The organism is Clostridium sp. Cult1, from assembly GCF_021655095.1.
Classification (GTDB): domain Bacteria; phylum Bacillota; class Clostridia; order Tissierellales; family Tepidimicrobiaceae; genus Schnuerera.
Genome location: NZ_PPXW01000001.1, coordinates 911,747 through 925,133 on the forward strand (window position 1 = coordinate 911,747; position 13,387 = coordinate 925,133).

The 13,387-nt window shown below is 33.9% G+C and carries 14 protein-coding genes; 2 read left to right on the forward strand and 12 right to left on the reverse strand.

What is annotated here, in order from left to right; translation table 11 throughout:
• Positions 1–127: 127 nt before the first annotated feature.
• The 8 genes from C3E89_RS04345 to C3E89_RS04380 form a co-directional block, all read right to left on the reverse strand.
• Positions 128–1,042 carry a sugar phosphate isomerase/epimerase family protein gene (locus C3E89_RS04345; protein WP_236911263.1) on the reverse strand — a complete coding sequence of 305 codons (915 nt, stop codon included), beginning with the start codon at positions 1,040–1,042 and terminating at the stop codon, positions 128–130.
• A gap of 14 nt (positions 1,043–1,056) precedes the next feature.
• Complete coding sequence (locus tag C3E89_RS04350; RefSeq protein ID WP_236911264.1) at positions 1,057–2,097, reverse strand: Gfo/Idh/MocA family protein; 1,041 nt, start codon at positions 2,095–2,097, stop codon at positions 1,057–1,059.
• A gap of 15 nt (positions 2,098–2,112) precedes the next feature.
• Complete coding sequence (locus C3E89_RS04355; RefSeq protein ID WP_236911265.1) at positions 2,113–3,156, reverse strand: ABC transporter permease; 1,044 nt, start codon at positions 3,154–3,156, stop codon at positions 2,113–2,115.
• Positions 3,149–4,666 (reverse strand): sugar ABC transporter ATP-binding protein, encoded by a 1,518-nt coding sequence (locus C3E89_RS04360; RefSeq protein ID WP_236911266.1) that lies wholly within the window; start codon positions 4,664–4,666, stop codon positions 3,149–3,151. Before C3E89_RS04360 ends, C3E89_RS04355 begins: the two co-directional genes overlap by 8 nt.
• 96 nt (positions 4,667–4,762) lie before the next feature.
• Positions 4,763–5,716, reverse strand: a complete 954-nt coding sequence (locus C3E89_RS04365) for an ABC transporter substrate-binding protein (protein WP_236911267.1) — start codon at positions 5,714–5,716, stop codon at positions 4,763–4,765.
• Between the two features lie 182 nt (positions 5,717–5,898).
• On the reverse strand, positions 5,899–6,873 hold the full coding sequence (locus C3E89_RS04370) for a Gfo/Idh/MocA family protein (protein ID WP_236911268.1): 975 nt from the start codon (positions 6,871–6,873) through the stop codon (positions 5,899–5,901).
• A gap of 34 nt (positions 6,874–6,907) precedes the next feature.
• Positions 6,908–7,720 (reverse strand): sugar phosphate isomerase/epimerase family protein, encoded by an 813-nt coding sequence (locus tag C3E89_RS04375; protein WP_236911269.1) that lies wholly within the window; start codon positions 7,718–7,720, stop codon positions 6,908–6,910.
• A gap of 23 nt (positions 7,721–7,743) precedes the next feature.
• Positions 7,744–8,769, reverse strand: a complete 1,026-nt coding sequence (locus tag C3E89_RS04380; RefSeq protein WP_236911270.1) for a LacI family DNA-binding transcriptional regulator — start codon at positions 8,767–8,769, stop codon at positions 7,744–7,746.
• A 270-nt stretch (positions 8,770–9,039) separates the two neighbouring features.
• Here C3E89_RS04380 and C3E89_RS04385 point away from each other — a divergent pair, with 270 nt between their 5' ends.
• A complete protein-coding gene (locus C3E89_RS04385) occupies positions 9,040–9,486 on the forward strand; it encodes a ferritin-like domain-containing protein (protein ID WP_236911271.1) in 447 nt (148 codons plus the stop codon).
• A gap of 51 nt (positions 9,487–9,537) precedes the next feature.
• Here C3E89_RS04385 and C3E89_RS04390 read toward each other — a convergent pair whose 3' ends face one another.
• Positions 9,538–10,674, reverse strand: a complete 1,137-nt coding sequence (locus C3E89_RS04390) for a double-cubane-cluster-containing anaerobic reductase (protein WP_236911272.1) — start codon at positions 10,672–10,674, stop codon at positions 9,538–9,540.
• 206 nt (positions 10,675–10,880) lie between these two features.
• Here C3E89_RS04390 and C3E89_RS04395 point away from each other — a divergent pair, with 206 nt between their 5' ends.
• The gene (locus C3E89_RS04395; RefSeq protein ID WP_236911273.1) at positions 10,881–11,333 is read left to right on the forward strand and encodes a DUF441 family protein; all 453 of its coding nucleotides are present in this window, start codon (positions 10,881–10,883) and stop codon (positions 11,331–11,333) included.
• Between the two features lie 22 nt (positions 11,334–11,355).
• Here the strand turns inward: C3E89_RS04395 and C3E89_RS04400 are convergent, their stop codons facing one another.
• Genes C3E89_RS04400 through C3E89_RS04410 form a run of 3 tightly spaced genes read right to left on the reverse strand, consistent with a single transcriptional unit; the run spans position 11,356 to position 13,286 of the window.
• Positions 11,356–12,294, reverse strand: a complete 939-nt coding sequence (locus C3E89_RS04400) for a sensor domain-containing diguanylate cyclase (RefSeq protein WP_236911274.1) — start codon at positions 12,292–12,294, stop codon at positions 11,356–11,358.
• On the reverse strand, positions 12,287–12,922 hold the full coding sequence (locus C3E89_RS04405) for a chemotaxis protein CheC (RefSeq protein WP_236911275.1): 636 nt from the start codon (positions 12,920–12,922) through the stop codon (positions 12,287–12,289). Before C3E89_RS04405 ends, C3E89_RS04400 begins: the two co-directional genes overlap by 8 nt.
• A complete protein-coding gene (locus C3E89_RS04410) occupies positions 12,915–13,286 on the reverse strand; it encodes a response regulator transcription factor (protein ID WP_236911276.1) in 372 nt (123 codons plus the stop codon). Before C3E89_RS04410 ends, C3E89_RS04405 begins: the two co-directional genes overlap by 8 nt.
• Positions 13,287–13,387 lie beyond the last annotated feature (101 nt).

A 13,387-nucleotide genomic window follows, 5' to 3' on the forward strand; every position in this document is an offset into this window, starting at 1 on the left:
CAAAAAAAGAAAGTCTGAAGCTGATGAAAATGAGGATGAAACCTTATGAAAAAACCTCCTTGTAATATAATATTACATAAGAGGTTTTAACCTGCCAATGAAGTTGTTGTACTGTTATTCTCTAGTGCTATATTACAAATTGTTCTAAATACTTTTTTGAAAGTTTTAAACTGTCTAAAACCCTATCTTCACTGTCTTCAAAGGCTCTATCTTCAATTTCTATACAAGCATATCCTCTATATCCTATATCATTTAATGCAGATACATAGGCAGCCCAGTCTACATCTCCTAATCCTGGTAGCTTTGGACTCATATAGTCAAGTGGATATGCCATAGTACCGACTTCCTTGAGTCTATCAGGATATAATTTAATATCCTTGAAATGGACATGAAAGATTCTATCTTTAAATTCATAGATTGGACTTATATAGTCCATCTTCTGCCAAACAAAATGACTTGGGTCCATATTAATGCCAAAATTTTTATTTGGGGCTATTTCAAATAATTCTCTCCATATCTTTGGTGATGTGAATAAATTCTGTCCACCAGGCCATTGCCCCTTATCGAACAACATAGGACAATTTTCAATAGCTATTTTTACATTCTTTTCTTCTGCATAGTTTATAATATCAATCCAAACTTCCTTGAACAATTCTATATTCTCTTCAACAGTTTTGAATTGATCTCTTCCAATAAAGGTAGTTACCATATTGATTCCTAGTTTTGCACTAGCATCTATTACTTTATATAAATGAGATACATTCCTGTTTCTCATTTCCATATCATTCCCTATGGTATTAGGATAGAAGGCCAAAGAGGAGATTTCAATATTCCGTTCTTTGCAATAATTATTTATATAATTCACTTCTTTATCAGTTATATTTTCAACATCTATATGACTAACTCCAGCATATCTTCGCTCTGATTTACCTTTTGGCCAACATGCTACTTCAACGCATTTATACCCTAGTTCACTTGCTGTATCTATTAATTTTTCAAAACTATAATTAGCCAATATTGCACTAACAAATCCAAGTTTCATATATTTATCCCCCTTTAATCCTGTTTAATGGCGACTGTTTTTCCTTTATTAGATGATTCTATACTAGCAAATATGGCTCTCATGGAACCTAATATGTTTTTACCTGAAAGCTCTGTTTCCTTATCCTCTATGATACTTTCTATGAATAAATCAATAACTCCAGACTTCGACTGTTTAACATTAGTTTGAATGCTCTCGATTTCATAATAAATCTTTTCTCCATTATGAAGCAGGATTTTTATTGAATAATCTGGATCATCGTAAATTCTCATTATTCCCTTTGTACCATATAGAATAGTACTATTATCTTCAGGCCCGTAGTAGGTCCAGCTAGCAGTCATAGTTCCCATTATATTGTTGCCAAGTTTGTATATGCAAAAAGCATTATCATCTACTCCTACAAGTCTTCCCTCTGGATCTTTTTTATCTAAAGTAACAAGCCTAGCTGTAGTCTCTACAATGGTTTCACCAGTTAAAAATCTGATTAAATCTGTTTTATGAACGCCTAAATCCCCCATAACACCCATTACTGCAGCATCTTTATCGAAGAACCATGTATTAGCCCCTGGATTTATACTCCAAGTTTCAGGACCGCTATGTCCAAATGTAGTTTTAAAGGTTAATATATCTCCAATGATATCATTGTCTATTAGCTCTTTTGCTTTTTTATGAGCTGGTGTAAGCAGTTGATTATGTCCAATAAGGAGTTTTTTCCCAGTTTCTTCAGCTACTTTAACCATTAGTTCGCAATCCTCTATGGTAGTGGCCATTGGTTTTTCACAAAGTACATGTTTGCCTGAACGGAGAGCAGCTATAGTAATTTCTGCATGGAGATGGTTTGCAACACAAACACTAACAGCGTCTATATCCTTATTATCAAGAAGTTCTTCATAGGATCTATAGGCTATCCCACCATATTTTTGCACCATTTCTTCTGCCCGACTAAAAGTCCTATCATAGAAACCCACAACTTTACAATTTTTATTATCCATGTATTCAGGTATATGTCTTACTTGTGCTATCTTTCCACATCCAACAATCCCTATATTTAACATATTATCCCCTCCATTTTAAGATTCTTCCTTCCTTTGGAGAAGTACAGCAAATACTACAAGCATCCCTTTAAATGCCTCTCTCAAAAATGGTGGCACACCAAATAAATTTAGTAAATTATTCATAACAGCTATGATCAGCATTCCAAAAACTGTACCAATAATTGTTCCCTTGCCACCACTCATGCTAGTACCACCAACTACAGCAGCAGCAATAGCATCCATCTCGCTTCCACTTCCTGCATTAGCAAAGTCCATAGATCCAATACGGGATACTTGAATAATAGCTGCTATAGCTACAAGAACACCCATAAGTGAATATACTTTAGTCTTTACTTTTACTACATTGATCCCAGAGAGTTTTGCTGCCCTTTCATTGGAGCCAACTGCTATTACCTGTCTTCCAAAAACCGTTCGTTTGGAGACATAATTTAAAATAAATGCAGCAATTGCCCAATAGATAATTGGCATCAACATTAAGTTCCCTATTTTAAAGCTGGATATTTGAAGAAAACCTTTAGGCACCGTAGGATTGTAACCTTGCATAAAATGCTGTGTTAAACTTCTGAAAATCTTCATAGCCCCTAAAGTTGCAATAAATGGGGGTATCTTGCCCTTAGTAATCAGTAAACCTATCCCTGTACCGAATAAACATCCGATGGCGATCGCTATTAATATTGCAACTGCAAAAGCAGGAGCCCCTGTTAATCCAATACCTGCTAATATACCCTTAGGTCCTGTATCGATAAGCATCATGATTATTGCTCCAACGGCTACCAATGTAGATCCTACTGCAAGGTCTATACCTCCAGAAATGATAACAAAGGTCATTCCTAGGGATATTATCCCAACACCTGCATTATTTCTCAGTATATTAATCCAATTTCTAATCCAGGAGCTAAACCAACTGCCAAAGGAATCATAATCAAATCCCAAAACTACCGTTTGTATTACAATCATTATCAAAAGCGCTATAGCAGTACTAAATAGTGGTTCTGTTGTCCATCTATGTTTAAACCATTCTATAAAACTTTTCTTATTTTTATTCTCAGTTTTAAGCATGTTCCATTCCCTCCTCTTGGCTTATTCTTAACTCCCCACCTGTGGCATATCTCATAATATCGTGTTCATTCATGTTTTCGCCTGAAACTTCTCCTTGTATTTTACCATGATACATAACAATAGCTCTGTCACATAGACGGATGATTTCCTGTGCTTCACTTGAAAGAATTATAATAGCAATATTCTCTTCAGCAAGTTCTAAAATAATATCATAAATATCTTCTTTTGCTCCAACATCCACACCTTGGGTAGGATTATCTAAAATAAGAACTTTTGGATTTGATGAAAGCCATTTTGCCAAAACCACCTTTTGTTGATTCCCACCAGATAGACTATTGATGCTGTCGGTTACCTTTTCCAACTTTATTCGTAAGGATTTAATTTGTTCTCCAAACATCTCCTTATGTTTTTGTTTATCGATAACACCATATTTTGCATACTTAGGCCATGTTACAACTGAAGCATTTTCAAAAATATTCATATCTTTTATAATTCCATTTTCTTTCCTATTTCCAGGAAGGTATCCTAACCCCTCCTTAAGGGCTTGTGTAGTACTATATGTATTTATTTTTTTGCCATCTAAGTATATTCTTCCAGACGAAAATTTTTCTGCTCCAAAGATAGATCTAAAAAGCTCGCTTCGTCCGTCACCTAGAAGGCCTGTTACACCTAAAATTTCTCCCTTCTTGACAGAAAAGCTAATATCTCTAAAAGCATCTGGATGGGTCAGATTCTCTACCCGTAATATTTCATCCCCTAAGCTTTTATCTCTAGAAAATTGTTCTGTTCTAACATCATATCCTACCATAAAACGTGCTAAATCATCGGTATTTACTTGGCTAACTTCTCCTTCTGCTACAAGTTTTCCATCCCTTAATACCATGTACCTTTCACAGATTTCCATGACCTCATTTAGTTTATGTGAGATAAATATGATGCCAACACCATGTTCTTTTAATGTCCTCATCATATTAAAAACTCTTTCTATTTCAGGCTCAGTCAATGAAGTGGTTGGCTCATCCATAATGATAATAGAAGCATTCATCATTATAGCTTTACATATCTCAACGATTTGCTTATAAGAAGTATCTAAATCCCGGACCATAGTCTTTGGATTAAGGTCCACATTTATTTTCTCAAATATCTTCTCCGTTTCTTTAATCATCTTCTCTAAATCCAATCTACCTCTTTTTGTCTTGATTTCCCTACCTAAAAACATATTTTCATAAATGGGTAAATCATTGATGAGATTTAGCTCTTGATGGATAAATGCTATCCCTGCGTCTAATGAATCAGCAGGCTTATTAAACTCTACTTCTTTATCGTCTAAATATATTAAACCTGAATCCATTTTTAATACTCCACCCAATATATTCATTAGGGTTGACTTTCCTGCCCCATTTTCACCAATAAGTGCACATATTTCCCCTTCATTTATTGAAATTGATACATCTTTAAGAACTTCGTTGCTTCCAAATGATTTAAATATATTTCTCATCTCAAGTTTCATGAAATCACACCCATTCCTTTTATATGGGAAAGGTTATGACAATGCCATAACCTTTCCTAACAAACTTTTCTATAGAGTCTTAATTCATTCTAAAAATTAGTATGGCGAATTTTCATCCAGGAATTCTTCGTAGTTTTCTCTGTCTACAACAGTTGTTGGAATAACTGTAACTTTTGAGACCTCTTCACCTTTAAGTATTTTAAGCGCTACATCTACAGCATCTTTTACCATAGCAGGGCTATATAGAGCTGATTGTATCCAAATATCTTCATTCTCAGGCATCATTTTAAAGTATTCTTGCATACCACCACCGCCAGTTACAACTTTTATGTCTGTCCTTCCAGCTTCTTCTATGGCCTGCAATACACCAATAGAGGTTTCATCATCCATCGAATACACTGCATCAATTTTAGGATTGCTTGTCAATATATCGGCAAAGTCTTTCAATCCATCTTCCCGTGTAAATTGTGTAGCATAAGTAATAATTTCTAGGTCTGGTGCTATTTCAGCTATAGTATCCACAAAACCTTTTTTTCTTAGTTCGGAAACTGATCCAGATGAAGGTACTTCTAACATAACCACTGTCCCTTCTGTGCCAACTTTATCCACGATATAATGGGCACCCTGTACTCCCATATCTTCATTGTCTCCTGAAACTCGATAAACTCCATCTAGGTCTATAACAATATCAAAGTTTACTACTTCAATACCAGCATCTAAGGCTCTTTGTATTGGTTCTTCCATCCCTACCCACTGTGGAAATGCTACAATTGCGTCAGCTCCCCAGGTCATTAAATCGTCTAATTGTGCTGTCATTTCTTCAGCATTATTACTTGTCTGTATCTGATAGTCAATCTCATCAGATAGTTCTTTGGCACGGGCCTCTGCATGATAAGCTACTGCTGCTACCCACCCATGTGTAACTGCTGGTGCAAGAATACCTATCTTGTACTTTTTATCTGCTCCTCCTCCAGCCTGCTTTGTAGTACAACCTGTTAAGGATGTCAAAATTAATACTAGTGTTAAAATTAATACAATAGTTTTTTTCATAAAATAACCTCCTTGAAATAATTAATCTCAATTTATATTAACTGCAGATCATTTGATCCCAGCTAATCTCAAATTAAAACAATAATATCCATTAATAAAGTATCAATTATGTTGCATATAGTTTTAAAATGTAATCCATTACATTAAAGGTAAAAATTTTTATAATATTTCATCAGTATCTTTTATTCTCTTTTCAGTATATCTTCTAAAATCTCTATATCTTTAATTACTTGCCTACCACATACTATATCTGATGGAATACCTTGATTTATACAAGATATAAAATGTGATAGCTGGTTATAAAACATACCTGTTGGAGGCAAGTTTATACCAGTAGATATAACAACTTCTTCTTTTAAATCGTAATAGAATGGCTCTTTATTTGGTTGATATAGTATAAGATCTACACCATCATATTCTAGTACAGCCCTTTCAAAATATATACGCCAGGTTGCAGTAAAGGGATAATCTGCATTATACCAAGCGGCCTCAGCTGTTACATTTAAATTTTCAAATTCATAGTTAAATCTATATGCCTCTTTATAGTCCAACTCCATTCTTCCACAACTTGAAAAATTATAGTCCTTTGGAGTCCCAAAGAGACTGATGATCAAATCCAAATCATGGATATGGAGATCGAAAGGAAGTACTCCACCTTTATTCTTATCAAAAAGCCAGCCATCTTTAGTCCATTGAGGTCTTGCCGTTAATCTTTTAAAATATCCATCTAAAGCTTTGCCGTATTTTTGGCTTATTACTGCATCTCTAAGGATCTCAGTTTCCTTTGTGAATTGTACTACATGTCCAACGAACAGAAGTAAATCCTTTCTGTCTGCTAATTCAAACATTTCTTGGGCGTCTTCTTTATGTAAAGCAATAGGTTTTTCCACAATAACATGTTTTCCTAAGTTTAAACTCTCTATTACATATTTCTTATGAAGATAGGTTGGAGTACAAATATCTATCACATCTATATTCTCATTAGTAACCATGGATCTAACATCATCATAAGGAGTTAAATTAAACTCTTTAGCTTTCTTTCTACTCCTTTCTGAATTACATACAGCTGCTACAACTTCACATCCATCAATATGAAGGTAGTTCTTGTAATGAACAATACCCATACCTCCCAAGCCAACAATTCCAATCCTTAACATTTATCTCCCCCCAAAAGTCACCCTAGTACTATGATTAAATATTTACTCCAAGTTGTTTCAAATAGTTAAAAGAACCTTTCACTGCTCCATTTACTTCATTAAGGTCCTTTGCACCTTCTTCAGTAAATTCAATTTCTATGCTTAATGGACAATTGTTATTAGCTTTTTCTAATTTATCCAGTATCATCTTAAAATCAACATAACCCTTTCCTAGCTGAGGAAAGTTCCACTCATCATAGGGACCAGCTTTATCTTTTAAATGAATATGGCCAATCAAATCTATACAAGAGTCTATATCCTCTTCTAAGTTTACATTTCCATAAAATATTGCATTGGCTGTATCGTAATTTATCATAACCCTAGGAGAATTTCCCAACTCAACGATCGACTTTAATTGTCTTCCCGTAGCATGCTTTCCATGATTCTCTAAACCTAGTTTTAAATCATATTCTTCAAGATAAGGTACAATCTCTTTAATATGCTCGGCTACTTCACTATCAGAAACCTCCGCCTTATCTTCAAGATGAGCTTCACCTATTGAAGAGATAATATATTTGCATCCAAAGAAATTAGCAAGCTTCATATTAAATATAAAATCCTCTAAACGACTTCTATCCATTAAATTGCTATGCCCACTTAAAGAGATGGGGATGAGACCATTATCTTCTAGATTATCTTTTATTTTATGAAGTTCTTCGAATGTCATAGTAGGAAATACATGCTCTGTCCATCCTTTAGTGGCTGTTAGTTCAATGTATTTAAATCCCGCTTCACTTATTCCCGCTATTGCTTCTCCTATGCTATATCCATGATAAGTATTTGAATTAACTCCGATTATCCTTTTCATTAAATCATTCCTTTCATAATTATTTATACTTTTTCATGATAGCGTTTAACAAATGGTGCCGACGATTCTCTCACTACAAACTTATGGGAAAGTATTACCTCTTTATTCATATCTTTTGTATCATTAATACAATCGTATAAAATCTTAAAGGATTCTTCTCCAAGTTCATAACAAGGTTGGGCTACAGTTGTTATATATGGATGAAATTTAGTTGTATCATCAACATCATCAAAGCCTACGACGGTCAGGTCCTTGGGTACTTGAAGGCCAAGTTCTTTAGCTGCTGTAATGGCCCCAAGGGCTATAGTATCTGAAATACAAAATATAGCTGTCGGCCTTATTTTTTGATCTAGCAATTTATATGCTGCAGCTTTTCCACTCTTAAATGAATATTCGTCATCTGCTAAAACAATATAATCATTGTTTACCTCAATATCGTGTTTTTTCAAAGTATCCTTATATCCTTTAAGCCTTAGATGTGTAGAGATGTAATTGTTTGAACTGCTAATTGTGGCAATTCTTTTATGCCCAAGTTCTATTATATATTCCATAACATCCTGTGTTGCCTTATAATTATCAACCGATACCCTGGGTATATCTAAATCAGGTATATATTCAGAACAATGGACTATAGGATATTTATCAGCATACTCTCTTATCCATATAGAATTCACATTGCAGGCTAGAAGTATGGCACCATCTGCCTTTTTCTTTTTTAGCATTTCTAAGGCTTCTTTTTCTCTAGCCTCGTTGCCAGCAGTATTATATATTAAGGCACTATATCCATATTCCCTTGCTCTATCACCTATTCCAGTAAGTATATGTGCATAATAAGGATTGGTTATATTCGGTGTTACAATGAGTATTACTCTAGTTTCATTTCTTCTTAAATTTCTCGCTGACATATTGGGTTCAAAGGAAAGTTTTTCAATAGCCTTATGTACACGCTCATAGGTCTCAGGTCTTACTGAACTGTGATTATTTAAGACACGTGATACTGTCGCTACTGACACATTGGCTTCCTTTGCAACATCTGAAATAGTTGGCATATTTACCTCCTAAAATAATCGAATAATACGTCTATAACATTGAAAATTCAACAATGTAATCCATTACATATAAAGTATACGATATAAAGGATTGTTTTGTCAACGTTTTCCTAAATATATTTTATAAAATACAGAAAATAGATACTTCAAATTATATACCGTGGGTGTTAAGGCAATAATTTGCTCCATACAAAATCAACTTTTTAGTCACATTTAATCCTAAATTTTATATTATAAGTATAGAAAACATATATTTTAGGAGGGTTCCTCATGTATTATAATGTTCAAATACCCCAGATGCCTATATTAGGCCCCTATTCCTTTCATCAAATAATCCAATTCATCTATGAGGCTATAGTAGGAGAGGCTACTGCTGCTGAATTCTATACGAGATTGCTGGAAGATGCTCCAGATGAATTGCATAGGGAGTTTATTGAACATGCGCGTGATGATGAATTAGAGCATTTACATGCTTTTACTAGGCTATACTGTTATTTAACAGGGCATATGCCCCAATATACTATAACTCCTGTTGTATACTCTAGTTATAAGGAAGGTATATTGATGGCTCTAAAGGATGAACTTGAAGCAGGAGAGTTTTATAGAGATATTCAGCTTTCTACTATGGATAAATTGATAAGGGACACTTTTTATTTTGCTATGGTAGATGAGCTAGAACATGCAACTATGTTCAGCACTTTGTACAACACCCTATAATAAGAAAAACATCTTCAATCTGATTGAAGATGTTTTTCTTATTATATATGATTATAGCATCTCTAAAAAGGCTGCTATTCTAGTCTGTAGCTGCCCCTTATCTGTTTCTGAATAGTCCGTTTCTATGCTCATATATGGAATTTTCTTTTCATTTGTAACAAAATCCTTTATCCTTCTAGTTTCTACATTATAAGTATGACATGCTTGTAGAATAACATCTATTACTGCATCAGCTTTATATTCATCTATTAGTTCCGATAATAATTCTATCCTATTGTCATTTGGTGCCATGACGGAACAGCCAACATTTATATATTTTTCAGCCAATGCATCTATTGGGTCTTTTTCTTCGTCTACTAATCGTACCTTTTCCTTTATACCACTACAATTTTCATAACATACCACTACTGCTCCACTATCTTCTATAATAGGTATGATCTTGTCTGCTACCCCTCCCATTGGACAGCCAGTTATTAAAATTCTCGGTCCTCTACTATTGGCCTCATCCTTTGATTCTTCCTTTAATCCCTTTACTATATCCATTACTTTTTTATTCTGTTCGTCCTTATCAAAGGTGAAGGAAGCTCCGTGTAAAACAGTATGAACTTCCATTCCACTTATTGGAACAGGATCTTCCTTGCTTAAGGAGTAAAGTTCCTTTAATACTCGCCTTTCTTCGTTGCACTTCTTTATAGCTTGCCTTAAATCATCATTTGTTACTTTGACATTGAACTCTTTTTCTAATCTTTCCTTTAATAGTATAATTTCACTTTTCCAAACTGCTAGGGCATGGTCTCTATCTGTAGCTTGGGGTAATTGCATTACATGCATGGGTTTTATCTGATTTAGGTATTCATACATCTTCTTCTTACCATCACAGGTGGTTTCACCTACTATTATATCTGCAAAATAGGTAAAAGGACATTTTTCCGTTAGTGCAAATCCATAGCTAGATTTTATGAGGGGACATAGGTTTTTTGGTAGATCTCTTTCTGCATCGGGGATGGTTTCATCGCTCATGCCGCATAGGGATATGGGATAGGCCCCTGCTGCATATATTACTTCCACAGGAGTAAAGGTACAGAAGGTTCCTACTATATGCTTTCCCGAATCCTTGTACTCCTTTACCCTTATAAAGGAATCCCTCCTAGCTTCGCTAAATTCGTCAAATATCTTTGGTAAATCCATGGCTTTTCTCCTTTCATATACAAAGTGGATACTGTATCCTTCTATTTATCAATCAACATGTATTATATATATGAAAATATGCAAAGTAAAATATGAAATATCTATAGCTAAACCTTTAGTATAGATTTTTCGTATGATCCATTCATCATATGAAAGGATTGGGAATATACTATAGGAATAGTTAGTTTATTATTGGGGAGATGCCTGTGGTTAATAGAATAATATTGGTATTTTTAATAGGTATTGCAGCTATTGGGAACAACAAAGCCTTGTTTTTAGGAGGCATCATAGTTTTAGCATTATCCTTTTTAGATAGGACCTATTTGCTTAAACTAGATAAGAATATTTTCCTAAACGGTGGATTGATCTTACTTATGATATGGATGCTTATGCCAATCATTCAAACTGAAAAAGATATGGTTTCCATTGATATTAAGGATTGGCTAAGCATTGAAGGACTAGTATCCCTACTAAGTGGTCTTTTTATTGTGATAATTGCAGCTAAGGGGCTGGAGCTAATGGATAGCAATCCTTCAGCCACTACAGGTATTATTGTAGGTTCTATTATTGGCGTTACTTTTTTTGGAGGAATTCCTGTAGGTATATTGACTGGGTCTGGCATAGCCTACTTGATAATAAGATTACTAAAAAAACTCTAGTAACATCAATATACTATAGTTTTTATCTGGCAAGATATTGAATACATCCATTTCCGCCTCTATTTTTGGCACAATACATAGCCTTATCTGCCTTTGATATTAGCTCATTAATGGTGTTTCCATCCTTTGGATAAAAGCTAACCCCTATACTTAAGGAAATATGCACTTCCACATTCTCTGAAACTATGATCTTCCTATTTGCATTAGATATTCTAGATGCAACAATCCTGTAGTTGGAATAGTGTTTGATATTGGGAAGTAGAATTAAAAATTCATCTCCTCCATGCCTAGATATAATATCGTATTTTCTGGTGCTTTTTCCTAATAAATTAGCAACCTCCACTAATACCTGATCTCCTACCTTATGCCCATACATATCGTTTATTCTTTTAAAATGGTCTATATCTATAAACATCAATCCCAATTTGCTACCATTTCTTTTTGCTTCTTCCAGAAATTTATCTGCCATATTATAAAAAAGCGTTCTATTGGCTAAGCCAGTAAGATGGTCATAATAGGCTAATTTTTCTATTTCCTTTTCCTTTTCCCTCAATTGTTTGTTTAGCAGATATAATTCATTGCTATATTTTTTTAGTTGATTGATTCTAAGTATTTGGTTGGTAACGTCTATGCATTCGATGATAACATATTTTGAATTATCTATTTCAAATCCGTTGACTCTTACATTTACTTCTCTGGTGTCCGATATTAAACCTTCATGAATAGACGAGGAAAAAAAATATTTATAATCTTTCTCTATAACAGAGTTTATAGATTCTCTAAAGTAATTTTTGTTTATATTTGGTAGTTTTACATATAGGTTGAAACCTATGGCTTCTTCCTGTTTTATATTAGTTAAAAACTCCATCTGGGTGTTCCAAAATATTATATTCAATTGGTCATCTGTTATTATGATACCTTCATTTACATGATTTAATATATCAAATAATGTCCTATCCATTAAGATCATCTTCCATCTTCTTTGTCATCTCCATCAATTCATTTAAGGAATCTAAGGTTAAATTGATTATCACAGCTCCTTCTATTTTAACATCCTCTATTATAAAGCTAATAAAAAGTAGCAATATGCAAAGATCTTCCTGGCTTTTTAAATTCCTTTTAAATTTATCAGCATTAAACAATTTTACCTCAGGAAGAGTATATTTAAGACTTACCTGGAAAGTGTTTCCAAGCTCTCCTACTATAGAGTTTAGTATAATATTTCCTACTTCTCTTATAATATCAAAATCCATATCGGTAAAGTTCAGATCATCACAACCCATATATTCTGGTTGATCTATACATAGATTTATAAAGCTTCTCATCTTATTAGCTGGAAAAAGTAGATTGGCTTCACCAGTTATCTTCTCCTCAAATTTAATTGAGGAAACCATCAATGCGCCTTGAGGTAATGCAGAAAAGTGTTTGCCTATATCCTTATTCTGCTCTTCTGATTCTACTATGATTATATTGGGAATATCCAATATTATCTTTTTGCCTACAATTTCCGAAAGCATGCTAGCAGCTTTCCCAACACCAATATTGAATATCTCCTTTAATATATCATAGCTTAGATCATTTTCATTCATGGGTATCACCTCTAATTAATTCTGCTACCGATTTCGCCTTTTCTCCAGTAAAAGGCTTGTTAATAAATTCTATTATACCAAGGGATTCAATTTCCTCTCTTACATTTTTCTGTATATCAGCTGAAATTACGAATATTTTTGAGTTTTTATCATAATCCTTTATTAGCCTTATCAATTCTTGTCCACTTATGTTAGGCATAAGTAAATCGACAAACACATAATCCGGTTTTAATTCCTTGTATTTGTTGAATCCCTCTTCCCCATCTTTAGCAAATGCAATATCCAAGTCTTCAATATATGTTTCCAATAGCTTTGATGTTGTCAATTGAGTAAATCTAGAGTCATCAACTATTAGCATTTTCATAGTATTTCAATCCCCCTACTGTCTATATATCTATATTAGCGTTTAATCCATTCTATAGTATATCACATCCACTTTATTTTTGTGATAATATTAGGTCTGAA

What these genes read in the sequence shown, in the direction of transcription:
- C3E89_RS04360 (WP_236911266.1), bottom strand. Translation starts at nt 4,666, where the DNA reads ATGAAACTTGAGATGAGAAATATATTTAAATCATTTGGAAGCAACGAA.
- C3E89_RS04345 (WP_236911263.1), bottom strand. Translation starts at nt 1,042, where the DNA reads ATGAAACTTGGATTTGTTAGTGCAATATTGGCTAATTATAGTTTTGAA.
- C3E89_RS04370 (WP_236911268.1), bottom strand. Translation starts at nt 6,873, where the DNA reads ATGTTAAGGATTGGAATTGTTGGCTTGGGAGGTATGGGTATTGTTCAT.
- C3E89_RS04410 (WP_236911276.1), bottom strand. Translation starts at nt 13,286, where the DNA reads ATGAAAATGCTAATAGTTGATGACTCTAGATTTACTCAATTGACAACA.
- C3E89_RS04380 (WP_236911270.1), bottom strand. Translation starts at nt 8,769, where the DNA reads ATGCCAACTATTTCAGATGTTGCAAAGGAAGCCAATGTGTCAGTAGCG.
- C3E89_RS04375 (WP_236911269.1), bottom strand. Translation starts at nt 7,720, where the DNA reads ATGAAAAGGATAATCGGAGTTAATTCAAATACTTATCATGGATATAGC.
- C3E89_RS04400 (WP_236911274.1), bottom strand. Translation starts at nt 12,294, where the DNA reads ATGGATAGGACATTATTTGATATATTAAATCATGTAAATGAAGGTATC.
- C3E89_RS04390 (WP_236911272.1), bottom strand. Translation starts at nt 10,674, where the DNA reads ATGGATTTACCAAAGATATTTGACGAATTTAGCGAAGCTAGGAGGGAT.
- C3E89_RS04385 (WP_236911271.1), top strand. Translation starts at nt 9,040, where the DNA reads ATGTATTATAATGTTCAAATACCCCAGATGCCTATATTAGGCCCCTAT.
- C3E89_RS04405 (WP_236911275.1), bottom strand. Translation starts at nt 12,922, where the DNA reads ATGAATGAAAATGATCTAAGCTATGATATATTAAAGGAGATATTCAAT.
- C3E89_RS04355 (WP_236911265.1), bottom strand. Translation starts at nt 3,156, where the DNA reads ATGCTTAAAACTGAGAATAAAAATAAGAAAAGTTTTATAGAATGGTTT.
- C3E89_RS04365 (WP_236911267.1), bottom strand. Translation starts at nt 5,716, where the DNA reads ATGAAAAAAACTATTGTATTAATTTTAACACTAGTATTAATTTTGACA.
- C3E89_RS04350 (WP_236911264.1), bottom strand. Translation starts at nt 2,097, where the DNA reads ATGTTAAATATAGGGATTGTTGGATGTGGAAAGATAGCACAAGTAAGA.